Below are 25,001 nucleotides of genomic sequence, written 5' to 3' on the forward strand. Positions count from 1 at the left end.
GTCCAATCCTGTAAAATCTGTAAAACGGACGCTGATGACGCCTTGATAATCAATGTTTACATATAAAATCCGGCTTTTAATGGTGTTCTAATTGTTATTTCTGGCCTATATCCTGTATAAACAGGCGGCTGGTGCGGGGTTATTATGGCTGAACCCTTAATTTTGACCCTTAATCTTAATAAATTTCAATTCATTGAGCGGTATTAAAAAATTAGCCGGGCAAACATTGTGGTATGGGGTCAGTACAATTTTTTCCCGTTTCCTGAATTATTTGCTTACTCCGTACCTGACTTATAAATTAAGTGGTGCGGGTTTCGGGGAAATGAGCCTGGTATATGCAGCTGTGCCCTTTTTAAGTACCCTGTTCCTGTTTGGGATAGACACGGCCTATTTCAGGTTTGTGCAGAAAGATGAATACGCATCCGACATTTATAATACACTTTCCATTTCTGTTTTTTCCAGCACTATTTTTCTGTCGGTCCTGCTGCTGATTTTCCACGGCGACTTCGCTCACCTGATCTCTATCCAGGACCATCCGGAATATATTACCATAAGTGTGTTTATCATTGCCTGTGATACATTATCAGCCCTGCCTTTTGCCAAACTGCGGCAGGAAAACCGCCCGGTAAAATTTGCCATGGTCCGGGTAACAACTATCCTGATCTACATCGCTATCGTATATTTCTTTTTATCGGTTTGTCCCAGACTGCTGGAGAAAAATGCCAATAGCCCGCTTTTATTGATATATAATAAAAATTTCGGGGTTGGTTATATCCTGCTGGGAAATGCCGTTTCAGCCTTTTACCAACTGGTGGCCTTAAGAAAGGAGTTATTCAGCTTTCAGCTGAAATTCAATTATTCCATGTGGAAGCAGATCATGATCTATGCCTGGCCCATAGCAATTGCCAGTTTTGCCGGAATGATCAACGAAACCTTTGACCGTATTATGCTGGGTTGGTGGGCGCCCACCCACTCGGTGGAAGCCGCCCGTACCGAAGTGGGCATCTATAGTGCCTGCTATAAATTGTCTATTCTTATTACCCTGTTCATACAGGCTTTCCGCATGGGCGCAGAACCCTTTTTCTTTAAACAATCGGTACAGGAAGATGCACCAAAAACCTATGCCCGGGTTATGAAATTCTTTGTGATCACCATTTCGGTTATGTTCCTGATGGTGGCCCTTTACCTTGATATCTGGAAACAGTTTATCCGGAATAAAGAAATGTGGACGGGTCTTGCAGTAGTGCCTATATTACTTTTAGCCAATATGTTCCTGGGCATATATTACAACCTAAGTATCTGGTATAAGTTATCGCAAAAGACCTCGGCGGGAGCCATGATCACGTTCGTGGGAGCCGCCATTACCCTGATCATAAATGCCATTTTTATTCCCCGGTACAGTTATATGGCCTGCGCCTGGGCTACGTTCTTCTGTTATGGCAGCATGATGGCTATTTCATATATATGGGGACAAAAAGTATATCCCATCCCCTATGCTGCTAAAAAGCTTTGTGCCTATATGATCATTGTGGCCATTATATACCTGGTACATCATGCCGTTATAGGCTGGTGGCCCAAAGAATGGATAAGCCTTTCACTGGCTACAGTGTTTACATTAGGTTACATCGTATTTATTTTACGTGTTGAACGTAAGGAGTTCAGCAAATTGCCCTATGTGGGAAAGCTGATCTACAAATTCATTTAAGGCCTTACAACAGGCCTCGATCATATATAGCATTTGCTCTTTTATTTGAACCGTTCAGCCGTTTTTACCCCTGCAGGAATGGGTTATGTTCTTTTTCATAACCGATAGTAGTTTGCGGGCCATGTCCGGGTAAAACCACGGTTTCTTTTGGTAAAACAAATAACTGATTGCGAATGCTGTTAATAAGGGTCTCAAAATTTCCGCCCGGGAGATCGGTTCGCCCAATGCTCTCACGGAATAATACATCGCCCCCCAAAACAAACTGCTGCGCCTGACAATAAAATGCTATATGTCCAGGCGAATGACCTGGTGTAAAAAGTACTTTAAACGCATCATTACCCAACGGTATGGTATCACCTTCGCGTAAAAATATAAGGTCGCCCTTATAATTATCGAAAGGCAACCCCCAGGACATTCCAGACGTTGGGGCATAGTCCAGAACAGGCTTTTCTTTTTCGTGCAGGTGAAGGGTTAGCCCCCAGGTATCATGAACGAATTTGTTTCCGAATACGTGGTCTAAGTGGCAATGGGTATTTAACAAATATTTAGGCGTTAGGCCGGAAGATTGTATGAATTCTTTCAGCTCATTACGTTCGTTACCGAAATAACAGCCGGGATCAATGATGCAGCACTCCCCGGACTCGTTATGCACCACATACGTATTTTCCTGAACCGGGCTAAATGTAAAAGACGTCACTGTAAGCATACTGGTACCTTTTATAATTGATTTTCGCGGTATTATGGATTGTTTTAACTTTAAAAGATATAAAGACAGGCTATGCAATTTCAACAGATTCAGCCAAAGACAAAAGTATTTTCTTCCTTTCCTTTGTTACTTACCTTGTTGCTGCCAACCGTACTATTCGCCCAGGTGAATACTGTGGAATTTGGAAAAAACCGGGTTCAGTACCGTAAATTCAAATGGCAATATTATCAATCTACCAATTTCAATACCTACTTCTATGAAAATGGTCAGGCAATTGCCAATTATGTAGCCCAAGTGGCTGAAACCGAGTTACCCGCTTTGGAACAGTTTGTTGAATATGGCCTGCAACGCCGCGCCAATATTGTTATATATAATCATTTTGACGAATTACTACAATCCAACATTGGCCTCTCCCTTGACTGGCAAACAACCGGAGGTCTTACCAAACTGGTAAATAACAAAGTGGTGATCTATTACGATGGCGACCATGCCAATTTACGTAAACAGATACGCCAGGGTATTGCCCGCATCCTGGTTGATAATATTCTTTTTGGCGACGACCTGGGGGAGTTTGCCACCAACCAGGCCCTCCTCGATCTTCCCAAATGGCTGGTTGACGGATATGTGGATTATGTAGCCGAAGAATGGAGCCCATCTTACGATAATGAACTAAAACTGGCGCTGCTTTCTGGTGAATACACGAATTTTTACCAGTTAGCGTATGAAAAACCTCTTCTGGCTGGTCATGCCTTCTGGCAATACATTGCAGAAAAATATAAAAAAGAGAACGTCACCTACTTTTTATACCTGTCGCGTGTTTACCGTAACCTTAACAGCGCCTCGCAACGCATTTGCAAAAAGAAGTTCAAGGAAGTGCTGAAAGATTTCATGAATGAACGAACAGAGCTGTATGAAAAAGACCTCCGTGGCCGGCGCGATATCCCCAAAGGGACCGTGGCCATTGTTGAAGAAGTGACCCACAATAAAGACTTCCTCCATTTCACGCAAAATCCCGCTCCCCGCAGTCAAACCTATGCAGTGGTGGAATTTATAAAAGGGAAATACCGCGTTGTGTTGTGGGATAATATGACTGAAAGAAAAGTGCTGTTGAATATAGGGGTCCGCTCAAATGAGAACGAAATAAACCCCAACTACCCCCTGCTGTCCTGGGACGGTAAAGGCACCCGCCTGGCCTGTGTTTACTGGTCTGAAGGCAAAGTCCATTTGTTTGTATACGACATGGTGGCCCGTTTTAAACGGATAAAACAGGACATACCTCATTTTGAACAGATACAGAGCATGGAGTTTATGCTGAACTCCAACACCCTGTTGTTTAGCGCTGTTCGCAATGGCCAATCGGACCTTTACATTTACAATATTGAAAAGGATACCTACGAGCAGCTAACCAATGACAGCTATGCCGACCTGGATGCCAGCTTTGTGGCCTTCCCCAATAAAACCGGTATCATTTTCTCCAGCAACCGGCCCGATGCCACAACCAAAGGAGGCGATACAGCTGTTGCATCCCAACGTTATAATATTTTCCTGGCCGACAATTATAACAAAAGCGAATTCAGGCAAATTACCCAGTTAACGAAAATGAAGTATGGGAATGCCCGTTTCCCCATGCAGTACAATACTTATCACTTCACTTTTGTAAGTGATGAAACCGGTATCTCAAACCGTTTTGCCGGCTTCTTCAGCACGCAGCGTGCAGGGCTGGATACCGTTGTACTGGTTGGCGATCAGGTATTGCGTAACCCCGATCAACTGGAGATCGATTCAACATTGAAAGCCTGGGGTAAAACTGAACCTGATTCTGTGTTCACTTTCTCTGTAACAAAAGATTCTGCCTATACATTCCCCATTACCAACTACCAAAGCGCCCTGCTTGAAACAAAGATCGCAGGTTATAATGGCCAGGTGAGTGAGGTAAGACAACAGGGAAATCTGAAATTCTTATACCGGCTGAAAGTAGACGACGCTACCTTAAAGAAGCGCAATCTGAATGTAAGACCTACTGAATACCGGCGCAAGACCATTATAGCCGAACAGGCGGCAAGCGGAGCAGCCATCCAGTTTAAGCCAACTCCGGAAAAGCAACAGGAACCAGTGAAGATCACGGACATTTTTGAGACCGGATTTGAAAAGGAGAAAAAAGACAGTGCTCAACAACAACAGCAGCCACAACAACCGCCTACAACAAACCCGACCATAATACCACCTGTGGTACCAGCCACTGCTGCACCAAAAGAAGGCGAAGAGTCGATCCTGAAAAAGGCCAAGCGATTCGATTATAAGCTGAAATTCTCTGTAGATAACTTCTCCGGTGGTTTCAATAACGACGTTCTTATAAGCCGTTATCAACCTTATACAGGGGCCTTACCGATCATGTTGCAAAGTGGTGGCGCTTTCAATGGAATGCTGAAAGCATCCATCTTCGATCTGTTTGAAGACATTCGCTTTACCGGTGCTATGCGTCTGCCCCTGATTGGCGGTACCGGAAACGGTACCCAGGTAAGCGGCAGCGGCGCCAGTGTGTTTGTACCGACTAACCAATCCCTGTTCGATGGTGGTGGTGAATGGTTCGCGCGTGCTGATTATCTTAAAAAACGCCTGGATTATTCATTGCTCTACTATCGCCGTACCGAATTGGGTTATGTGCAAAATATAGGCGGTACTGCTATCCCCTATGAAGGAAAATCAATAACCAACCTGTTTCAGGGTGTGATAAAATATCCGTTCGACAGGGTACGCAGCATCCGTTTTTCGGGCGGTATCCGTACCGACAGAGTAGTAGTGCGTGGCTTGATTGGTGATACGTTTACTTTAAAAGTGCCTGATGTAAACAAACAGACCTTTGCAGTAACCCGGATAGAATATATTCACGATGATGCTATCTTAAAAGCTACCAACATCTATAATGGGTTGCGGTACAAGATCTACATGGACATAGATGGACAGATCAGTAAACCATCAGTTGTTACCACTGTTAAACCCGGTCGTTTTACCTATAACTTCGGGTTTGATGGCCGTTATTACTATCCCATTTACCGCAACTTTATCTGGGCTGGCCGGGCATCGGGCGACTTCTCGTGGGGTAGCCAGAAGATCATTTATTACCTGGGTGGTGTTGATGCCTGGATGTTCCCTAAATACAGTGTGAACCCCAGACCTCAGGACCCAGACTATGCCTTCCAGTCACTGGCTGTTAACATGCGTGGCTTCCCACAAAACGTAGCCAACGGTAATAACAACATAGTACTGAACAGTGAGTTCCGTTTACCGGTATTTTCTACCCTGTTCAATAAACCGATCAATAATGCCTTCCTCCGTAACTTCCAGGTTATTCAGTTTTTTGACCTGGGCAGTGCCTGGAATGGTAAGTATAATAAACTGGCACGCCCGCAAGTGGTGTATGGTGAAGCTCCCGGAGCTCAGGTGCTGATAAAAGCCGGTGGTATTGGACCATTTATCGGGGGTTATGGATTTGGTGCACGCAGCACGCTGCTGGGATATTTCCTTCGCCTCGATTGTGGCTGGGAAATGAATACGTTCTTCAAAGACAAACCCTACCTGCACTTTGCCATGGGTGTTGATTTCTAATACGGCAGAAGGCAGACGGCCCTCCTACGCTAAAGCTTCGGCGGGCAAAGCAAAGACAAATCATAAAATTCAAAGCCTCCCGATGTATCGGGAGGCTTTTTTATTGAAAGTATCAGAGGAGCCAAATGAAGGCGCTATGGGAACACAGCGCCTGTTTGTGGATAAACCAACCGCTATATTGAAAGGGTATAGCGGCGGGATCAATGAATAGCTTTGCTTATCCTTTTTATAGTGAGGTATACAAGCGTCATGAATACAGAGAAACAGGCCACCATGCCCCAGGCATATACATACTGAACAGGATGACAGATCATCTTAACTAAATAAGCACACAAACCAATCGGATTGGTAACTACATCCCAGCTATTGAATCGTGGATAGCGGCCAATATAGACACCTATTGCATTCAGCCACATAATGGGAAAAATGAAAACCAACTCATGTTTACCAGGAAAGTATTTCTGTACCATTCTTTCTATTTGCCTTACCGATAATACACCTAACAGTAACCCATTCCAGGCAAATGAAATGATCAGGGTAAGATCGAACCAGTTGGGTACATTGTGAAATTTACCCAGGTGAAAAAGATCGGTCAAAATGTAAAACGAGTTAGGTATGAACAACAACCAGATGACCGCAATGGCAAAAAACTTCCACTTCTGTTCCTGCATTTCTGTTTGCTTTTGCAGCCAGGACGATATTACATAGGGCACCCAGGCGAGGAATAAATTCCAGATAAGCCAAATAAATGTGAACTTATCTGTATACACAATACGGGCCATCACCAATGCTATGCTAAACCCCATTGACAGGGTAAGCATGCGGTCTATTTCATTTAGGGGTGTATTGAAGAACATCCAGCGATAAGGCTTACTGATAGGTTTCATTTGCGCTACTTTCATCATTAAAATAATTTAGGAATGAATACAACAGCACCAACAGCCAGGGCCGTTAAAGCAGCTGTTAATACAGCGCCCGCAGCCAGGTCTTTGATAAACTTTATTTCTTTATGCCGTTGGTCAGAAACAAAATCCATGACCCGTTCAATACAGGTATTGAACATTTCCGCCACCCAAACAAACCCAATGGCAAATACCAGTGCCAGTAGTTCATTTTTGGTAACCCCCACCAGGCTAGCCAGGGTAAATACCGCTACGGTTGCCATAAAATGCAACCAGGCATTGTGCTCGCTTTGAAAAAAAGCGGCAATACCTTCCAACGCAAACCGGAAGCTCCTTACTCTTGCCCGGATAGAAAACTCCTGTATCTTCATAAAACTTATTTTTTATTCGTGAGATCATTTTGGCTGATCATATAATTTATAGAGCGATGTACGGGTTGATCTTACAGCTATATACTGCACAACAATTATGCTCAGTATAAAAATGGCACCTTCCTTTGTCTTAAAAACTTCTATAAAATCGCCATGTATAGCGCCTGTTAAAAGCATGAACAGGGTATAAATCAAAAAGTACAACAGAAAAAGAAGAAATATAAGCCAGGCCATTTTTGCCCGGTTAGCATAAGGTATTCGGGATGACCATTTTACAAGAGGCAAAATAATTATTAATAATGGCGATGTTACCAGGTACCCAAAAATTACTGACAATCCTATAAACAATATTGCCCAGTCTCTCTCTTCCAGTATAATTCCTATACCACAAATAAAAATCGCCAACGTTATGGTTTTCACCCATATCTTAACCGCTATTGAAAAAGGAGTTGACATAGCTTTAATGAATTGACGTGATCAAGCCTTTTTTCCGGAAATATTGTTTCGTATAGGCATCGGCATAATTCCATGACAACCAGGTGTATCCCTTTTGCTTTTGTTCAAATTGCTTTTCCCGTTGTTTTAACTGTTCAATAAAACAGGTATCACAATTGGAAAAATTGTTATCTGTATTTAACCCCTTCGCATCGTTCTGACGTTTTTGCAATGCAACTATATTGGTGTCGAGCAAGGGCAATGCTTTGTCCGACAGCGAGAGCAGAAAAGTTACATCCAGGTCAACTGTATTCTTTCTTTTCAGGTTATAACCCGCAATAAATTCATCCCAGTGAATTGTAGTAGCCAGCACCAGCACTACTATACCCGCCCATGCATTCACCCTGAACAGGAAGTAGTTTGTTCTTTTATTCCATATTTTCAGGAATACAGTTACCAGTCCAACCAATACCATTAACAAAAAGAACAGTACTCCAATGCGTTTGTATGCCAGTCCATGCTTAAGGATATAATAATAGTCGCGCAGGAAAACCGAACTTACCAGCATGGCATTCTGTACAATCCAGGCATAGGCACCATACTTCAACCATTTGTTCCGTTTATAAAAATTGAGGTTGCCTTTAAAGAAGAACAATAAGATAGCCATGGCCAGTACTATGGAAACTATCAGCAGCTCTGTTCCTTCATGCACCATTTTATATACCGGCAAGCCTTCCTTGTATTGAAAATGCAACCATAAAAAGTTCACATCAATGATATTCACCAACAGCAACAACATGTTCAATAATACCAGGCTGATTATACCGGTGGTGTTCTCATTCTTCAATGCCAGCATACCGCTGGCCATTTTACCCATTACTACTTCAACGAATTGAAAAAAAGCCCCACTTCTTTTTTGACGCAATGTTTTACGAAAGCGTTGCAATCCATCGTTCATCCGGGCTTCCCGAACGCTGAAATAATCCAGTTTGCTTTTCAGTAATAAAGAACCGGTGATCAGTAATCCCAGTAAAAGGAATAACAACCGTTGCCAGGAGAAGAAATCGAAAAAGTGGCTAAAGAAGAGATCCAGTTGTGCCCCTATGCGGTCTGCGATCTCAGAGAAAGCATTATTCGCTCCACGATAAATATAAAAGAATACAATCAACAAGATAATAGGAAATATCGCAAACCTGATAAAACGGCTTACTCCTTTGCGCTTTATTCGCTTGCCTTTATTGACCTTAATAGGTTCTACAAATGACGCAACTACCATTACTGCATTCATCAACATGGAACCACCGGCAAACCACGCCGAGCGATGGGTATACTCTGCAAAGCCTGCCACGAGTAACAAGGTAACCACAAAAGCTATCTTACTTAGCTCGGTATTGTGCACCACCACCATGGCCAAACTAACCAGGTGCCCCAACAATAACCAGTTTACATTGGCCGATTTGCGGGCATTGGGGTATAGAAAGAACAGCGCCGATAATAAGAACGCATCAAACAGTACGGTATTGATGGCCAGCTTTTCGTTCCAGAATACCAGGTTAAATAAAACAGCACCTGCTGTTACTAAAATTATTTTTACAAGATCTTTGTTCATAGTGTGGTTTATATTAATGCAATGAGATAAAGCTTTTCTACAATAAGGGTTTAAGGCTATTATCGCTAAACAGGTCTTTTATTTCCCTGATCAATTGTTGTTTATTTGATGTTGTAATATTCACTACAGAGTAAGACCTGGCGCCTGACAGCATCTGAGTACGCCAGCGTAACTGATCAATGGTCCGTTGAATTCCGTTATCATACCACCAGGCAGTATACAACTGGTCCTTTCCATTTTGTAAAAGAGCAGTGTATACCTGCTGTTTACCGATGGTTTCCAGTTTTACCTGTTTAAATAAATACCCGCTTCCTTTCCAACAGATCATAGGATGATGATCGGCATTGTAAAAGCCGGGTATGTGTTTAATATATATAAGGGATTCGCTGTTCTGAAGCTTAACTATCTCAGTAGTTATCCTCGTTGTCATATAGCCATCAACAGCAGCAACTGTTTCAGAAGTATCGTTTATTGCTTTTACTTTTCTTATAACTGTATATGCAGACCAACAAACGAGCAACAACAATAGCAAATGAATAGCCACCAATCTTTTCCAGGATAAAGAAGTTGTTTTATCAGCTTGCAGCGTAACTGCACGACCCTTATACCTGATCACCAGTTGTGTAAGCCATAATACAGGTACGATCACATATAAGATCAGACAACCAATGCCAACCAGGTCGTGCATATAAGTACCGGGCAAAATATTGAACCAAACCAAACTAATGATGCGAAACAGGTTACTTATTACATTCAGCGTAAAAGTTATTGCCAACAAACCAGTAACCTGCCACCACATTAACCGTAATTTGAATTTACGTTGATACATGGCCATCACTACCAATTGCAACAACAGGGAAGTAACTATCATATTTAACCCCATGCAAGCCGGATCTACAGAAAATTCATTTCCCTTACAGATGATCATATTGCCTTCAACGGTTACATGTCCCGTAACCGCGTTCATAATATGCCCTGCCCAGCTTGTTAATTCCAGCCGTACAGGAAAGCTGAATACATTGGCTGCGAATTGAAATACTGGTGATAGCAAAAAGATCATACATACGGGCAGCCAGTTTATTCTTCCCAGAAAACTTTCAGTTATAAACAAACAGGCAAAAGCCAGCGTGAAATATAACAGGGTATTTACAGGTAGCAACATTGTTACCATTGCCATCATTGCCGCTACAATACCATATCTTTTTTTACCATAACCTGGCTGTAAGGTAGTAACCAGCGGCAATGCCAGTACGCCCATTATAACGGGTAACGACTGCCAGGCCAAATAAGCATGCAACGACAGCGCCATTATTACTGCATAGGCCAGAAAAAAAGCCAGGGCCATTCGCTGCGACTTATCCGTTCTAAGTGGTAATGGTAATGTCTGGATCATGATAACATTTTCTTTTTAGCAGGATAATACTTAATATACACCAGTGTTAAGCAGGCAATGGCTATCAACGCCCACTCATGTGGTTCCGGAACAGCCCCTTTTGAATTCAGGGAAGCATTCTTTAAACTATTTTGGCTATCCTTAATATCAAACTTTTCGTAATCATTTTGTGTTTCTAATACTACCAGGCTCGATACGGGACTAACAACATATGCCTTCTGCGCTTCAGCCACCAACTCATCCGTATCATTTGTAGTGTTGGAGAACCTGGCCCCCATTTTCTGCATAATATGATTGTAGGCAAAAAGGCGCAACAGGTGATCAGGGGCCGTAGCAGGCTGGTTACATTCGTCTTCAACAATCGCTAATTCGGCGTTATCTATAACCAGCAGTTTATCATTTTCAATATCTTTTACAAACTCCCGTTTGGCTATTTTTTGTTGAAGATCAGTTACCGTTCCATGATCATATTGGAATGCCCGGTATTCTTTAAGGGTTTTCAAATAGGGGGATAAGGTATTGCCCAGATTGAAGATTTTCAATTTCCTACTGTCCTTCATCGATTCTTTCACCTTTTCCAGAAATTTGCTTTCCGCAAGGTCATTCAGATTGGGCGAAGCTTCGTTGCTTTTACTTACCAGCAACGAAGTGCCGGCATTTTCAATCAGGTAAACCGGAAATAAACTAAACTGGAAGCCATGTAATTCATCAAAAATTTCGTCCTTGTTTTCATTTGTTACCTGAACCAACTCATTATTAAAAACAAACACTTTCTTTCCTTTTATCGCATCGAAGACGCTGTTGAATTCATCTTTTGTCCATGACTTGTTAATATCCAGGTAAACGGTTTCAAAGCTTGCCGCCTCAAATTGTTTTTGATACGGACGAAGAGCGTACTGTTTACCATCAAAGCAAAATACCTCATTACTAAGCGGTTGATCAGCGAGTTCAATGGCCCAGGATGCATCATAGCTGCCTGAACGCGTATAAGTCAGTTGATTTTTGGAAGTAAAAGCCGCAAGGGCTTCAAAGTCTTTGGGCGATTGCTGAAATTGTAAACTAACGGCTTCTTTTGCATAGGCAACGGATGGACCATTGAAATAAATGTTCTCATATTTCATTTTGCCGTTTGCGCGGGTCAGGGGCGCTGTTATGCCCACTTTAAATTTTCTGCTCTCCCCCGCCAGCACCGGAAATACCCTAACCGATACGGTATTACCTTCCTGCCAGTGTAATACAGATGGATCACGTCGTTGTACCCCTACAATTTCTTTATATGCCGAATCGGCCTTTTGTTTGGTGGTCAATATGCTTTTGGCTTCTTTACCTTCTACCCATAATGAAAGGGCGGTTACTACAGCTCCTTCTGGTAAATGAAAAGTATAAATTGCTTCTTCCTGGTTCCTCCAACTACTTTCAGGCTTCATGTTTGAAACGGTGAGGGTCTTTTCAGTATAGGCAAGTCCAAATTGCGGCCAAATACGAACTGCAGTATTAATGTACTCAGTGATCAAATCGTCTCCATTCCATAAGCGCTCCTGTGCCTGGTGTCGCGAATCGAACATTGATTCGAGGAGTTTTATCCGGTTCTCTTCGTTTAAATTTATTTCGCCGGCGAAAAGAGTAGCTATCACTACCAATGGATCATGTTTTCTTTCTTCTCCGAAGTTTTTAGTAGGTACCCTCCAGAAAAAACCATCCGTTTTACTAAATGAACTATACACCAGGCCGGCCTTTAAGACCTTTTCTGTCAATCCATTTTGTGGTACATGCTGGGCCAGGGATACCCATGCAGGCCAACCTTCATTTTCATGGACCGTTGCATGGCGGTAAGTTGTATTGATATTTTTGGTTATGATGCCCCAGCTTAAAACAAATGCCACAACAGTTACTATCGTAACACCGATACCCCCATAAAGAGCATATAATAATATACGGCTGCCGGCAACTGCTCTTTTTACCAGCACTATTGTGTAAATGACAAACAACAGTCCAACAAAAGCATGTATTGAAATACCTAATACGAATGAGGCTATAAGGCTAAACACATATAAGGGAAAGAGATAAATGGCTATATATAAAAAGGTGATCAATGATACCCCCAGTAAAAATACCATCACCAATTGTAGCCATTGGGAGATGTGTTTAAAATAAGCAAATGCTATATAATTAATACAAAGTATTATCTGCAATACGGCAAACCAGGTTACGGTATTTTCAAAAACTACCATTTCACGGTTTAGGGAGTAAGCACTGATCAGCAATAAGATCAGGAACAGGAAAAGAGGCATCAACCCTTCCCTGCCTTTTTTAAGTCGGTTGCTTGACAGCAACAGTACAAAGTAGGCTACTGTTATAGTAAAGTTGCAGACGAACAAACCCAATGTATCCTGCTGCATAATGGTCATCGCCGGAATACAAAGAAAGAAAAGGGAAATTGGTATTAACACCAGACCGGTTATAAACAACCCGTCTTTTGTTTTAGTAGGATATAAGCTCATAAAATTGGTTTAGGGTTTCAAATGTTTTTATTTTTCATGGCTATACTTTCTGAACGGTTTTAAGATCGCCACCGCATTTAACCAATCTGTTGTAAAATGTTATCAGACTTATCACTCCTGAAGCAATGGCTATACATTGCAGTACTGATCCCATTATTATTCCATTTAAACCCATCATCTTCCAGAAAATAAAAAACACCATTACGGTAAGCACCACACTGGTTGTAAGAACCGTATTGAATAACCGCATGCCTTTTTTACGATCCCTGGCGTACCGGTTAATGATAATAAGAATGGCAATCATGATGGGGAAGGAAAAAATGGCGCCGTACATAGTTCCAAATGCCACCAAACTGGCGGCATCGAGAAATTTGATTGCAACCAGGTAGATGGTGCCCAAAGCGGTGTTTATTATTACAGCCAACACCCAGATGGCCAACGCTAATACTAATTGATGTAAAAAGGATCTCATAATTTTAAAAGTGCTTTGTATTTCAAAGTGTAAGGACAAAAAAAATTTACTTCATACCCTTGATCATATTTTCCAATGCCTCAATATGGTCTTTGAATGCTTTTTCACCAGCCCTGGTAATTGAGTAGGTTGTATTGGTCTTTCGGCCAATAAATCCTTTGTGTACTTTAATGTATCCATTTTCTTCCAGGTTTACCATGTGCGATGCCAGGTTTCCATCTGTTACATCGAGCATTTGTTTCAGATCATTAAAACTCACTTCCTCATTCACAATGAGGATGCTCATGACCCCCATGCGAATGCGGCTATCAAAAATTTTATTAAGATTTTCAATCGGGTTCTTCATGCTGTAAATTATTAACTAGGGCTGACGTTCATACTTCCACCACATAAATACACCATACACAATATGCAATATGCCAAAACCTGCGGCCCAAAAATACAAACCCAAACCTCCTGTCCACAAATTAATAATACCTAACACCAGTTGTCCGTACCCCAGGTACCGGATCTCTCCTAAAGTATATTTCGAAGCGTTCACCAGCGCCAGACCGTAAAAGATCAGGCAACCGGGCGCTACTAACTCATAATATCCCCATTCCATAGCCCGCAGAATAACCAATCCACCTACAACCATGGGCAAAATAGTGTTCCAGGCCAGGCGTTGCACGGTACGGTCCCACATAGAGATGCCATTACGGCGGCTACGCGCCAGGGTGAATAAAAACGACGAGATCAAAGCTGCCAGAAATGTTATGCCGGCAATCACCAGCAGGTCATTGTATAATATCGCCACACTATCACCTAATTGGCCCGTTCTGCCAAATCGGCCTGTTCCATATTCATAATACCCGCGCCCCCCATGTATGGCTTGCAGGTATCCGGAAATACGGTTCTGTGCGGCCCAGGCTCCCAGCAGGGCGCATACGCCGGCGCTGACACCGCTCCATCCACTCAGGGAAATGAAGCGTGACGACCGTTCCATCATTCGTTTAATATCCTGCAGGGTTTCCAGCGGGGGATGTTGGCTATCCATAAAAAGCACTTTGTAAAACAAAGTAAGTGTGCCTTTTTCAGATTTCCAAACTTTTCTCCTGTCTATTTAAAAAAATATGCTGAAATGGCAGTTTTTTGTTATTTAAGTTAAAGTCTAATGCCATTTTTATCCTGTAAAACTGCCCCTCTTTGCTACCATTATAGCCCTACCGTTCCTTCTCTTTCCCGCCTCATTGTCTCCACGGCGCCCGAGGCCCAAGGCTGAAGGATCAGTGTAGGCACAATGAAGGATCAGTATAGCCAAAGCGAAGGAAATAAAAACCGTCACTGGTTTTCGACCATTCGTCCCACCGTTTTCCCCCGACCGGCACACCAAAATTGAAATTTCCGTGGTAAAATGTCCATTCGTCCCACCGTTTTTCGAAGACCGTCACAGCGGTTTCCGAAGCCCGTCACATGATGAAGAAACCGGATGGAAGTATTGGGTATTTTTGTATCGTTAACGCAGTTCTTTGACCTATTGGTAAATTATCAGGTATAACAAGTTAATTTAGTTGATAAGACGCGGAAGCCATCTTTATGCTTGAAGCGTTTTCACCGTTCCGTTAGCTGGCCTGGAGATATTTCCTGGGTTATACAGCAGCGGAAATATACTAACACCTGTAAGTGAGCCTTGTCATATAATGTTTCCACAACATTATTCGGCCTTTTTCAGGATAATTATGCACTCTGAAACTATATGTTTACCGAAATATTACGGGTTTTACCGGGATACTGGTGGCTTTAATCTTTTTTAACAAAATGCTTTTCTGTCTGTTATTGTATTTTTGGCGGAGAAATCAAACCGACCTTATAAGAAATGCCTATTAGACCGTTTAGACTCCTGCTGTTGATACTGTTGACCCAAAGCGCAATGGCCCAAACCAGGATATTGAAAGGAATTGTTAAAGATGCTCATAGCGACGAACGTATCCCCTTCGCCTCTATGCAATTCAAATCCCAAAGGACCGGCAAACTCAGCGATTCGGCAGGAACTTTCAGCTTTCGCTTTAACGAATGGCCCTCTGACACCCTCATCATTTCTTATGTAGGATATCAGGATTTTAAATTACCATTCGACAGTTTTCTATTGTCACGAGCCAAAAACAATGTGTTAGATATCAGCATTCTGATGGAACGCGGAAATTTTGCAGCAGTAGTGGTAAAAAAGAAAATTGACCGCGGCCTGCTCATGTGGAAACGCATTGTGAAACACAAACCACAGAACGACCGCTATCGCTTCCGCAACTTCTCCTATGAGCTGTACAACAAACTGGAAGTTGACCTTAAGAATATCAAAAAAGAAAAATGGGAGAACCTGCCCTTTATCAAGAAGTTTAATTTTGTGCTGAATAACATCGATACCACGGAGGAAGGGGTTCCCTATTTACCGGTGTATATTACAGAAGCCATCTCAGATTACTACTTCCAAAAAAATCCCATGCGCCGCCGCGAAGTGTTTAGAGGTACCAAAACCATGGGTGTGAACAACGAAAGCGTTTCCAAGTTGCTGGGTGGTATTGATCAAAATGTAAACTTTTATGCCAACTTCATTCCGGTATTCGATAAACAATTTGTAAGTCCCATCAGTGATAACGGGGATGCGTTCTACAATTACAAAGTGCTTGATTCGCAATTTGTAAATGGCCGCCGCCTTATTCACTTCTTCTTTATACCCAAACATAAGGGACAAAACACTTTTGAAGGTGATTGCTGGGTGCATGACACCACATTTGCTGTTCAAAAAATGAACCTGCGCCTGGGTAAAGACGCCAATCTGAACTATGTAAACCGGCTTAGTCTTATTCAGGAATTCAGTATGCTTAACGACAGCACCTGGTTCCTTACAAGAGATAAATTTGTGGTTGACCTATCGCTGCTTTCCGGTGAAAAGATGTTATCGGCAATAGGTAGAAAAACCACCACCTACAAAGACATTGTTGTTAATGACACCTCAGTAAACAATGAGCTGGCAAAAAACAAACTCATAGAAGAAACCATTTTTCCGCCTCAGGCCAATAATGCTCCGGATAGCTTTTGGGTACATAACCGCCATGAAGAGTTAAGCCCTACCGAACAGAAATTATATCAAACCATTGATACCCTGTTAAAGCTGCCAGCCTTTCAACGAGCGGTTAAAACCGTCAACTTTCTGGCAACAGGTTATCTGGATATAGGCAAATTTGAGATTGGTCCCTGGTACAACTGGATCTATGCAAATACCCTGGAGGGCTGGCGCTTTCGCTTTGACCTTGGTACCAATGAGAAAATGTTCAAAAACCTGTATTTACACGGGTACCTGGCCTATGGAACAAAAGACCAGAAGTTCAAATACGAGGGCGATGCCATGTATTTGTTCAAGAGAAATCCCCGGTCGTACATTTCTGCCAGGTACTTAAAAGACATCGATTACGGTCAGAATTATTTAGATGAAGTAAGCCAGGATAACATTTTTGCGTTGGCCATCAGAAAACCTGGCGTTCCTATGAAATTCATGGAGACCGAATTAATACAGATGGATCTGTTCAAGGAATGGCATTCCGGTTTATCGGTTAACCTTAATGGTTCACGCAGAACATACAACCCCTTGCTGAACCTGCCCGAAAAAGAGATATTTTATGATGGTAGTGGCGTTACAGAACCATTAAATACGTTTGAAGGATCTGTACAGGTACGTTTCGCTTATTTAGAGAAGTTCCTGGAAGGAGATTTTTACCGGTACAGCCTGGGCAGCCCCTACCCGATCGTATCTGTTAAATATACGCGTGGCTTCAAGGGTGTGTGGAACAGCAATTATGATTACAGTAAAATAAGCGGCAGTGTTTCCGACTATTTGAAAATATCGCCCTATGGCAATTTGTACTATAGTTTATTTGCCGGCAAAACTTTTGGCACCCTGCCCTTTATGCTGCTGGATGTAGCACCCGGTAATGAAATTTATTATTATAACAAGTATGCTTATAGCTTAATGAACCGTTGGCAATACCTGCATGACAAATATGCCGGTTTTAATTTCGAGCATAATATCGGTTCAGGTATATTCCGGTTTACAGAGCTTACGCGTAAGTTAAAATTCCGTCAGTTTTATACAGTAAAAGGATTGTGGGGCAGCCTGACTGAAGATAACAGGGCATTGAACATGCCTTCGGGTTCTACCTATATGTTTGAATCACTGGATGGAAAAACGTACCTGGAAATTGGTACCGGCGTAGATAATATCTTTAAAGTGTTGCGGGTTGATTTTATTTGGCGGGTATTACCTCAGCCCCTACCCGAATCTAGTGTACAACGTTTTGGGATATTTGGAAGTTTTAGATTACAATTCTAAAAGAGAGTGGTAAATGTAGAAGATGTATAGTGATACAGCTAATTATATAATCCCGGCTTAGGTCGGGATTTTTTATTTTAAGGATCGCAAGTAAATGTTCGTCGGCCCTTCGATCCTTCGACTCCTCACCTACGCTAAGGCTTCGGTGAGCGAAGCGCTCAGGATGCTCGGACGCTCAGAATGCTCCGACTAAATAGAAATGGGCCTCCAACATTGAACAGGGTTAAAAAAAAACAGGTGCCATAGAAATGGCTCCTGGTAAAGTGTAATTTGCGATACTTCACAAAGAAAAAGAACTATGATAATTTGCTAATGTCCGATTGAAATTCAGGGGAAATTTCAATTTTGCCGGCGCAATAACTGACTATCACTAATTAAAACAATGAAATGGTAGGAGTGTACTAAACAATTATGAAAAAAAAACATCATATTGATTCCAATCAACTGACTTGTAAGGATGCTTGAACGATTTTATAGCATAAAAAAGGGGCGATTAGAAAATCGCCCCGCAGGTCATGCCCTCAAAGCTATTGCATAGACCTTGTTTAACTTCTTCAAAAGTATTGTACAGAATTTTAAGAAAATAATTTTTTAGACGAGCTGCAGTATTTTAACAAATAAGTCCCCAAAAACACCACATTCAGCAGGGATATATTTTGTGTAAAAAAGACACTTTAATGCGGATTTAATCAACTCAACCGATTGCGTAATCGTATTTTAAGTAGCAGTCTGTAATAAAAAAGGGCAGCCCGTTTTTACAAGGGCTGCCCTAATTAATTTTTACGTATAATAAATTACTGTACAGTTACTGTAACAGATGAAGCCAGTTTACCTCCATATGAGCGATGGATACCATCGGCATATTGCAGCGTCAATTTGTGCTCACCAGGCGTTAATTTCAGTTCTGCCTCTTTTTGAGCATTGCCAAAATGCAGGTGAGTAGAATCTTTAGGCACCACAGTTCCCAAAGCCAGAGAATCGCCGTTATCGATCAAAATGTGGTGGTGACCAGAAGCAGGTTTTATTACACCGGCAGAATCCAGTGCAATACCTGATACGCCCATTAGTACTTTAAAGGGAGATTTTATTTTCTGGCCATTTTTCAGGTTTTTGAAAAATACTTTAGCGCCAGCAGGAATTTCTGGAACCGGGGCTACTTCAGCGGCAGGCTCAGCCGCGTGGTGTGTGGTATCCATAGCAGTAGAAGCAGCTGCGGCAGTGTCAGTAGCGGTTTCTTCAGTTTTTGAACCGCCATCGTTACAAGCAACCATGCCTAAAAGCAGAAAAGGAATAAGACCAATTTTACGCATAAACTATTTTTGAAGTGATGAAATAATGGTTTAACCAGCTCACACTTATCGAAACAACCGCGCAAATTTAAAGGTATATAGTTGATATCTACCGGTTTGACAACATATTAACAATCAAACAACCAGGCTATTGTGCCGCATCCAATACCTGCAAAACCGTTTTGACAGCCTTTTTTATCTCTTTGGTTGAAATGGTAAGCGGTGGAGCTATTCGCATACACTCAGGCGCAAAAAGGAACCAGTCGGTCAATATACCCTGTTGCAGGCAGCCGTCAATAACCTTTTTATTTATCTCGAAATTTTCAAACTCCACAGCGATCAGCAGACCGTTTGCCCGTACTTTCTTTATTAATGGATGTTGCAACATTTCAACAAACAGGGCCGCTTTATGAGCAACCTCTTCTACTATTTCTTCTTTCAGCAGCACTTTAAATGCTGCCAGTCCGGCGGCACAGCATACAGGATGGCCACCAAAGGTTGTAATATGGCCCAGAACCGGGTTTTCGGTAAACACCTTCATAATCTCCTTATCGGCCACAAAAGCGCCCAGCGGCATGCCACCGCCCAGGGCTTTCCCCATTAAAACAATATCGGGCACTATATTAAACTGTTCAAACCCCCAAAGGGTGCCGGTTCTTCCAAATCCGGCCTGTATTTCATCCAGTACCAATAAAGTGCCGGTTTCGCGGCATCTTCTTTCCAGGGCCGACATCCATTGTGGGGAAGGCGCCACTACCCCACGTTCAGCCTGAATGGTTTCGGCTATTACACAAGCCGTTTGGGTGGTTATCTGGTTCAACGACTCAAAAGCGTCATACTCCAGGTGCAATACATCGGGTAACAGTGGGCGAAAGGCGTTGCGCCAGTATTCATCGCCCATAATGCTCAGCGCGCCCTGGGTTGAACCGTGGTAGCTTTTATTGAACGCAATGATCTGGGTACGGTTAGTGACCCGTTTGGCCAGTTTCATGGCCCCTTCCGTGGCTTCGGCCCCGGAATTGGTAAAATATACCGAGTTGAGGGTGGCCGGCAAATGATCGGTTAACCATTTGGCAAACTGCACCTGAGGCGTTTCTATCATTTCTCCATATACCAGCAGGTGCATGTAGTCATCAACCTGCTTTTTGATGGCTTTTACCACCTTGGGGTGCCGGTGGCCAACATTGCACACACTGATACCGGCAATGAGGTCGAGGTATTTTTTGCCGGCAGCGTCAACCAATACGCTTCCTTTTGCTTTCACGATCTCTAAACCCAGTGGAGCAGGTGAAGTTTGCGCCACATGCCGGAGAAATAATTCGCGTTTATTCATAATCCCGGCAAAGATACTGGTTACCAGTTACTAGTTGCCAGTCACCGGTTTTTGTCACCAGGAGGCCAGCGGTAGTCAGGATTTATAATTTTCAATACCCCGTAACAGGAAACCGGTAACTGATTGATGAGATTAATTAGGATATTTGTAAAACAGAACCTTAAAAAAAACAGCCATGCCAGTAATCTTACACGTTGAAGGGGTATACCCAAAATTTGGAAATAATGCTTTTATTGCTCCCAATGCTACCATTGTTGGCGATGTGGTTATGGGTGATGATTGCAGCGTTTGGTTCAATGCCGTTGTACGGGGCGACGTAAACAGCATTCGTATGGGGAATAAAGTAAATGTTCAGGATGGTGCCATCATCCATTGTACCTATAAACGTACCCAAACCATTATTGGCAACAACGTGTCTATTGGACATAACGCCATTGTACATGGTTGTACCGTAGATGATAACGTACTGATAGGGATGGGCGCCATAATTATGGACCGGGCCCATATTGGCAGCAATTCCATCATTGCAGCTGGCGCCGTGGTACTGGAAGAAACCATCGTTCCGCCGGGCACCATCTTTGCGGGCGTTCCTGCCAGGAAGGTGAAAGACATTGTTGTATCGCAGGTTCACAGCGAAATTGACCGGATCGCCAATAATTACATAAAATATGCCGATTGGTTCCGTGATCAGGTAACCGAATAATTGGTCCTATCTATTGCAATTCTGACATAATATATCTAAATTTAAGAGCGTTTTATCCTAAGAAAAGAGTTTATGAAATCAATTAGAATTTTTCTGTTTTTAGCTGTTGCAGTTGTCTATGTTTTAGGCGGAAGTTCATGTAGTCGCAAAACCGGTTGCCCAAGTAATGGTAAAAACGTTGGGGCCGAACGGATCCTGAGTGGAGAAAAAGTGCCCAAAGCAAGAAAATTCAAAGCGTAGTCCCTGAATACCGGTTGAACTTCGGTTCAACCTTTTCATAATCTAAACCGTACTTTATGAGCCTGACTCTACGCACAGATTTTGGCTGTACTGAAGCCATTATTGACGATGACTGCGGATTGAAGCGCTTTTATGAGGTCGCTAATATTTTATTGGATGATCTCAAGATCCGGTTCACCAACAAGCAGGACGATTTTGATACCCTAACATGGAATTTTGCCTACAAGGGACATCTTCTTTCGCTGTATTACAACATTTACACCGGCATTTCAATTTATCCTTTCAAGATCAAGGAAGCTCCCCGCAAAGACAATGATGCGGTAATTGAGGTCGCAAAATTTCTGGAGACCAAGCTAATGGTGCATAAGACCAAACGATTTGTTGCTTAGTATTACTCCACTGTGATCATCCTCTCTTTTTCCATTATCCATAACCTGTATTGAAAGTCCATCCGGACGTCAATAATTAATAGCTTTTCTCGTCAATTGACTCCAGAATGTTGTAGTAGCTTACATAGCGCTCTTCATGAATGGTCCCATTGACAACACCGTCTTTTATGGCGCAACCCGGTTCGTTTATGTGTAAACAATTATTGAACTGGCAGTCATTAAGTACGCGCGCCATTTCAGGAAAATAATGTGAAAGTTCCTGCCGGGAAATATCAACCAAACCAAATTCGCGCATACCCGGGGTGTCTATAACCCTGCCGCCATTTGCGGTGGGCAGGTCGAACATTTCGGCAAAAGTGGTCGTGTGCATACCCTTGCCGCTCCAGCCACTTACATCCTGGGTCTTTAATTGCAACTCGGGAAAAATGCTATTGATAAAGGAGGATTTCCCCACGCCGGAATGGCCGCTCATGAGGGTTATTTTATTTTCGAGGGCAGTCTTTAATTCATCGATGCCTTCATTGTTTTTAACCGACATCAATATCGTACGGTAGCCAATAGCCGCATACATTTCCTTGAGCATGGCAAATTTTTCCTGCTCTTTGTTCTTATACAGATCGGCTTTATTGAACACCACAATGGCCGGAACGTGGTAGGCCTCGCTGGTTACCAAAAAACGATCAATAAAGCCCTGGGAAGTTTTTGGGTCCCTGAGCGTGGCAAATAACACCGACTGATCGATATTAGCTGCCACAATATGATGTTGCTTTTTATGCGAGGGCGATTGCCGGTTAATATAATTGCGCCGGGGGCAAATTTCGGTGATGATGGCCGTATTAGCCGATTCGCTTTCTATCTCAATCATCACTTCATCGCCCACAGCAATGGGATTAGTAGAAGTAATATTATCAATTTTGAAAACGCCTTTTATGCGGGCACTCATCGTTTTGCCCGTTTCTGTTCTTATATTGTACCAACTGCCGGTTGACCGGTATACGATTGCTTTCATTGAGGGCATAAATGTACAATATTACTTGTACTTCGATTGCTCACCTTCTTCGTTCAGAATATTATGGAAATTTCTTAAATAAAGTATATCGCAGAATTATTTCCAGGAAAAGTAAGGCAGCGGCAGCGAGTGCAAAGGGAAAGAACCGCTCTGTATACCGTTTTAATGCTGTAACTTCTATGCGCGATTTTTCGAGTTTATCTATTTCCAGGTAGATCTTTTTCAAGCTTTCATTATCCCTTGCCCGGAAATACAAACCACCGGTTTCCGTAGCAATCATCCGCAACAGTTTTTCATCAATATTCACTTTTTGCTGCCTGGTAGTAATGCCGCCTGCGCCATCGCCAATAGGTACGGGGGCATAACCTTCTGAACCTACCCCAATTGTATATACCCGTACGCCATAGGCTTTTGCGAGTTCCTTACCAGCCAGGGGATCAATCCGGCCACCCTGGTCTTCCCCATCGGTGAGCAGGATCACCACTTTCGATTTTGTTTTTACGTTTTTCAACCGGTCAACACTTACACCCAGGCCATCTCCAATGGCGGTACCATCTTCCAGTAAACCGCGCTGAATATTGTATATCTGGGTTTTTAATACAGCTTTATCAGTAGTCAGTGGCACCAGGGTAAAACTTTCTCCCGAAAAAATAACCACGCCAATGCGATCGGTGGGCCGCATGTCGACAAAATTGGCGGCCATTTGTTTGGACGCTTCCAGCCTGTCGGGCAAAAAATCCTGCGCCAGCATGCTACCGCTCACATCCAGACAAAGTACAATGTCGATCCCCTGACCGTTCTTTAGCTCTTCATCATTACGGGTTTGCGGGCGGGCCATGGCCATGATGATGCAGCAAAGGGCGAGTAGCCGGATCACAAAGGGCGCATGACGAAAAGTACTTTTCCACGAACTGCTTTTACGAATAACTGCAAGGGAAGACACTTTCAGCGTTCCCTGTTTGCTATTATACTTGTTCAGGTACCAGTAAAGCATAGCCGGCACCAGTACAAACAACCCGAATACTTCAGGGTATGCAAATGTTATATGTTCAAACCAATTGTACAGCAAGGGTCAGGAAATATTGTTTAGTGTTTTGATAGCCGTTTCAATGACGGCAAGATTCTTTTCATTATCGCTTTCATCTGGCTGATACTTGGCAAACTTTACAAAATCGGCGATCTGTAAAGCATGCACCAGCTGATTAAAACTTTCTTTATCCAAAGGCGTCTGGCGCAGTTGCACGATCAGCTCTTCGTTCGTTTTTTCAAGCGTGGCCACTTTCAGCTTACGGAACATAAATACACGCAGAATATCATTCAGCCGGCTGTAATACGTTTTTACTTCCCCATTCTTCAGCCCCTCTTTACGCAATTCTTCCAACGCCTGTAAAGCTTCCTCGTAAGGCCCCAGTTTGGGCTGGGCCGGTTGTACAACGGGGGCTGCTTTTTTGGGTTTGCGCAACAGGTAAACAATAACGCCAATAGCAATTAGGGTAAATGCGCCAATGATCCAGGGTATCCAGGTCATCCAGGCCGGTTTGGGCACTTCCTCAATTTCTTTTATATCCCGGTAGTCTTTTGAGAGGTCCAGTGGCGCATAGCCTACCTCAACAGCAATAGAATCGGTAGCGTATGATTTACCGTTAACCTGTAAGACAAGCGGCGGAATAAAAACAGTACCCGAGTCAAAGCTGGTGAGGGTGAGTTCCTGGTGAAACTGCTTGCCATCAATGTTATCGGTGGTATCGGTCTTGCCTTTTTCAATAATGTCGAAATGTGGAATGGAATCAAGGTTAAACCAGGTATAGGTTTGCCCCAACGGTATACGTACTTCAAAGGTCAGTTTAATGGGCTCGCCAATAAGGATTTGATCGCGGTTAACAGATGCCCTGGCCAGTACCTGGCCTATGGTATAAACCGGACTGGAGAGTAAACAACCAATAAGTATAATATTGAGAATAGGGTTTTTCATAAA

The 25,001-nt window shown here is 42.8% G+C and carries 20 protein-coding genes; 6 read left to right on the forward strand and 14 right to left on the reverse strand.

From position 1 onward, the window contains the following. The first annotated feature begins 193 nt into the window (after positions 1 to 193). Positions 194 to 1,705, forward strand: a complete 1,512-nt coding sequence (locus tag J7I42_RS02430; RefSeq protein ID WP_209137177.1) for an oligosaccharide flippase family protein — start codon at positions 194 to 196, stop codon at positions 1,703 to 1,705. Between the two features lie 64 nt (positions 1,706 to 1,769). On the opposite strand, the gene J7I42_RS02435 is transcribed toward J7I42_RS02430, so the two are convergent. Continuing rightward, on the reverse strand, positions 1,770 to 2,411 hold the full coding sequence (locus tag J7I42_RS02435) for an MBL fold metallo-hydrolase (RefSeq protein WP_209137178.1): 642 nt from the start codon (positions 2,409 to 2,411) through the stop codon (positions 1,770 to 1,772). Positions 2,412 to 2,483: 72 nt separating this feature from the next. Between J7I42_RS02435 and J7I42_RS02440 the strand changes: the two genes are divergently transcribed. Both J7I42_RS02440 and J7I42_RS35275 read left to right on the forward strand, forming a co-directional pair. Continuing rightward, positions 2,484 to 6,017 (forward strand): hypothetical protein, encoded by a 3,534-nt coding sequence (locus tag J7I42_RS02440; protein ID WP_209137179.1) that lies wholly within the window; start codon positions 2,484 to 2,486, stop codon positions 6,015 to 6,017. Between the two features lie 82 nt (positions 6,018 to 6,099). Continuing rightward, positions 6,100 to 6,228, forward strand: coding sequence for a hypothetical protein (locus J7I42_RS35275; RefSeq protein ID WP_262898091.1), 129 nt, complete (start codon positions 6,100 to 6,102; stop codon positions 6,226 to 6,228). Here the strand turns inward: J7I42_RS35275 and J7I42_RS02445 are convergent. From J7I42_RS02445 to J7I42_RS02480, 8 genes are all read right to left on the reverse strand, one after another. Beyond that, positions 6,218 to 6,922, reverse strand: coding sequence for a DUF1361 domain-containing protein (locus tag J7I42_RS02445; RefSeq protein WP_209137180.1), 705 nt, complete (start codon positions 6,920 to 6,922; stop codon positions 6,218 to 6,220). The genes J7I42_RS35275 and J7I42_RS02445 overlap by 11 nt on opposite strands. Continuing rightward, positions 6,922 to 7,290 carry a diacylglycerol kinase gene (locus J7I42_RS02450; protein WP_209137181.1) on the reverse strand — a complete coding sequence of 123 codons (369 nt, stop codon included), beginning with the start codon at positions 7,288 to 7,290 and terminating at the stop codon, positions 6,922 to 6,924. The genes J7I42_RS02445 and J7I42_RS02450 overlap by 1 nt, the downstream gene beginning before the upstream one ends. Positions 7,291 to 7,750: 460 nt before the next feature. Then, positions 7,751 to 9,334, reverse strand: coding sequence for a DUF4153 domain-containing protein (locus J7I42_RS02455; protein WP_209137182.1), 1,584 nt, complete (start codon positions 9,332 to 9,334; stop codon positions 7,751 to 7,753). A gap of 37 nt (positions 9,335 to 9,371) precedes the next feature. Beyond that, positions 9,372 to 10,727, reverse strand: coding sequence for an exosortase N (gene xrtN / locus J7I42_RS02460; protein ID WP_209137183.1), 1,356 nt, complete (start codon positions 10,725 to 10,727; stop codon positions 9,372 to 9,374). Next, positions 10,724 to 13,228 carry an XrtN system VIT domain-containing protein gene (locus J7I42_RS02465; RefSeq protein ID WP_209137184.1) on the reverse strand — a complete coding sequence of 835 codons (2,505 nt, stop codon included), beginning with the start codon at positions 13,226 to 13,228 and terminating at the stop codon, positions 10,724 to 10,726. The genes xrtN and J7I42_RS02465 overlap by 4 nt, the downstream gene beginning before the upstream one ends. A gap of 40 nt (positions 13,229 to 13,268) precedes the next feature. Next, positions 13,269 to 13,700, reverse strand: a complete 432-nt coding sequence (locus J7I42_RS02470; protein WP_209137185.1) for a hypothetical protein — start codon at positions 13,698 to 13,700, stop codon at positions 13,269 to 13,271. Positions 13,701 to 13,746: 46 nt separating this feature from the next. Then, positions 13,747 to 14,046 carry a winged helix-turn-helix domain-containing protein gene (locus J7I42_RS02475; protein WP_209137186.1) on the reverse strand — a complete coding sequence of 100 codons (300 nt, stop codon included), beginning with the start codon at positions 14,044 to 14,046 and terminating at the stop codon, positions 13,747 to 13,749. A 15-nt stretch (positions 14,047 to 14,061) separates the two neighbouring features. Then, positions 14,062 to 14,736 carry a hypothetical protein gene (locus J7I42_RS02480; RefSeq protein WP_209137187.1) on the reverse strand — a complete coding sequence of 225 codons (675 nt, stop codon included), beginning with the start codon at positions 14,734 to 14,736 and terminating at the stop codon, positions 14,062 to 14,064. 891 nt (positions 14,737 to 15,627) lie between these two features. On the opposite strand from J7I42_RS02480, the gene J7I42_RS02485 reads away from it, so the two are divergent. Continuing rightward, on the forward strand, positions 15,628 to 18,063 hold the full coding sequence (locus tag J7I42_RS02485; RefSeq protein WP_209137188.1) for a DUF5686 family protein: 2,436 nt from the start codon (positions 15,628 to 15,630) through the stop codon (positions 18,061 to 18,063). Positions 18,064 to 18,857: 794 nt separating this feature from the next. Here J7I42_RS02485 and J7I42_RS02490 read toward each other — a convergent pair. Further along, positions 18,858 to 19,373, reverse strand: coding sequence for a DUF4399 domain-containing protein (locus tag J7I42_RS02490; RefSeq protein ID WP_209137189.1), 516 nt, complete (start codon positions 19,371 to 19,373; stop codon positions 18,858 to 18,860). Positions 19,374 to 19,500: 127 nt separating this feature from the next. Then, positions 19,501 to 20,685, reverse strand: a complete 1,185-nt coding sequence (locus J7I42_RS02495; protein WP_209137190.1) for an aspartate aminotransferase family protein — start codon at positions 20,683 to 20,685, stop codon at positions 19,501 to 19,503. Between the two features lie 175 nt (positions 20,686 to 20,860). Here J7I42_RS02495 and J7I42_RS02500 point away from each other — a divergent pair, with 175 nt between their 5' ends. Further along, positions 20,861 to 21,388, forward strand: coding sequence for a gamma carbonic anhydrase family protein (locus J7I42_RS02500; RefSeq protein ID WP_209137191.1), 528 nt, complete (start codon positions 20,861 to 20,863; stop codon positions 21,386 to 21,388). A gap of 296 nt (positions 21,389 to 21,684) precedes the next feature. After that, positions 21,685 to 22,017, forward strand: coding sequence for a DUF3630 family protein (locus tag J7I42_RS02505; protein ID WP_209137192.1), 333 nt, complete (start codon positions 21,685 to 21,687; stop codon positions 22,015 to 22,017). A 76-nt stretch (positions 22,018 to 22,093) separates the two neighbouring features. On the opposite strand, the gene rsgA is transcribed toward J7I42_RS02505, so the two are convergent. The 3 genes from rsgA to J7I42_RS02520 form a co-directional block, all read right to left on the reverse strand. After that, positions 22,094 to 23,026: a ribosome small subunit-dependent GTPase A gene (rsgA, locus tag J7I42_RS02510; RefSeq protein ID WP_209137193.1), complete on the reverse strand. Its 933-nt coding sequence runs from the start codon at positions 23,024 to 23,026 to the stop codon at positions 22,094 to 22,096. Between the two features lie 61 nt (positions 23,027 to 23,087). After that, positions 23,088 to 24,095: a vWA domain-containing protein gene (locus J7I42_RS02515; protein WP_209137194.1), complete on the reverse strand. Its 1,008-nt coding sequence runs from the start codon at positions 24,093 to 24,095 to the stop codon at positions 23,088 to 23,090. A 3-nt stretch (positions 24,096 to 24,098) separates the two neighbouring features. Then, entirely contained in the window at positions 24,099 to 24,998 is a 900-nt protein-coding gene (locus J7I42_RS02520) for a BatD family protein (protein ID WP_209137195.1), read from the reverse strand. Positions 24,999 to 25,001 lie beyond the last annotated feature (3 nt).

The organism is Niastella soli (assembly GCF_017742245.1).
Classification (GTDB): Bacteria; Bacteroidota; Bacteroidia; order Chitinophagales; family Chitinophagaceae; genus Niastella; species Niastella soli.

Bases quoted from the DNA above. Each gene is read 5' to 3' on its own strand.
- rsgA (WP_209137193.1), bottom strand. From the start codon at position 23,026: ATGAAAGCAATCGTATACCGGTCAACCGGCAGTTGGTACAATATAAGA.
- J7I42_RS35275 (WP_262898091.1), top strand. From the start codon at position 6,100: ATGTATCGGGAGGCTTTTTTATTGAAAGTATCAGAGGAGCCAAATGAA.
- J7I42_RS02445 (WP_209137180.1), bottom strand. From the start codon at position 6,922: ATGATGAAAGTAGCGCAAATGAAACCTATCAGTAAGCCTTATCGCTGG.
- J7I42_RS02490 (WP_209137189.1), bottom strand. From the start codon at position 19,373: ATGCGTAAAATTGGTCTTATTCCTTTTCTGCTTTTAGGCATGGTTGCT.
- J7I42_RS02520 (WP_209137195.1), bottom strand. From the start codon at position 24,998: ATGAAAAACCCTATTCTCAATATTATACTTATTGGTTGTTTACTCTCC.
- J7I42_RS02505 (WP_209137192.1), top strand. From the start codon at position 21,685: ATGAGCCTGACTCTACGCACAGATTTTGGCTGTACTGAAGCCATTATT.
- J7I42_RS02480 (WP_209137187.1), bottom strand. From the start codon at position 14,736: ATGGATAGCCAACATCCCCCGCTGGAAACCCTGCAGGATATTAAACGA.
- xrtN (WP_209137183.1), bottom strand. From the start codon at position 10,727: ATGATCCAGACATTACCATTACCACTTAGAACGGATAAGTCGCAGCGA.
- J7I42_RS02455 (WP_209137182.1), bottom strand. From the start codon at position 9,334: ATGAACAAAGATCTTGTAAAAATAATTTTAGTAACAGCAGGTGCTGTT.
- J7I42_RS02500 (WP_209137191.1), top strand. From the start codon at position 20,861: ATGCCAGTAATCTTACACGTTGAAGGGGTATACCCAAAATTTGGAAAT.
- J7I42_RS02495 (WP_209137190.1), bottom strand. From the start codon at position 20,685: ATGAATAAACGCGAATTATTTCTCCGGCATGTGGCGCAAACTTCACCT.
- J7I42_RS02435 (WP_209137178.1), bottom strand. From the start codon at position 2,411: ATGCTTACAGTGACGTCTTTTACATTTAGCCCGGTTCAGGAAAATACG.
- J7I42_RS02440 (WP_209137179.1), top strand. From the start codon at position 2,484: ATGCAATTTCAACAGATTCAGCCAAAGACAAAAGTATTTTCTTCCTTT.
- J7I42_RS02470 (WP_209137185.1), bottom strand. From the start codon at position 13,700: ATGAGATCCTTTTTACATCAATTAGTATTAGCGTTGGCCATCTGGGTG.
- J7I42_RS02475 (WP_209137186.1), bottom strand. From the start codon at position 14,046: ATGAAGAACCCGATTGAAAATCTTAATAAAATTTTTGATAGCCGCATT.
- J7I42_RS02450 (WP_209137181.1), bottom strand. From the start codon at position 7,290: ATGAAGATACAGGAGTTTTCTATCCGGGCAAGAGTAAGGAGCTTCCGG.
- J7I42_RS02465 (WP_209137184.1), bottom strand. From the start codon at position 13,228: ATGAGCTTATATCCTACTAAAACAAAAGACGGGTTGTTTATAACCGGT.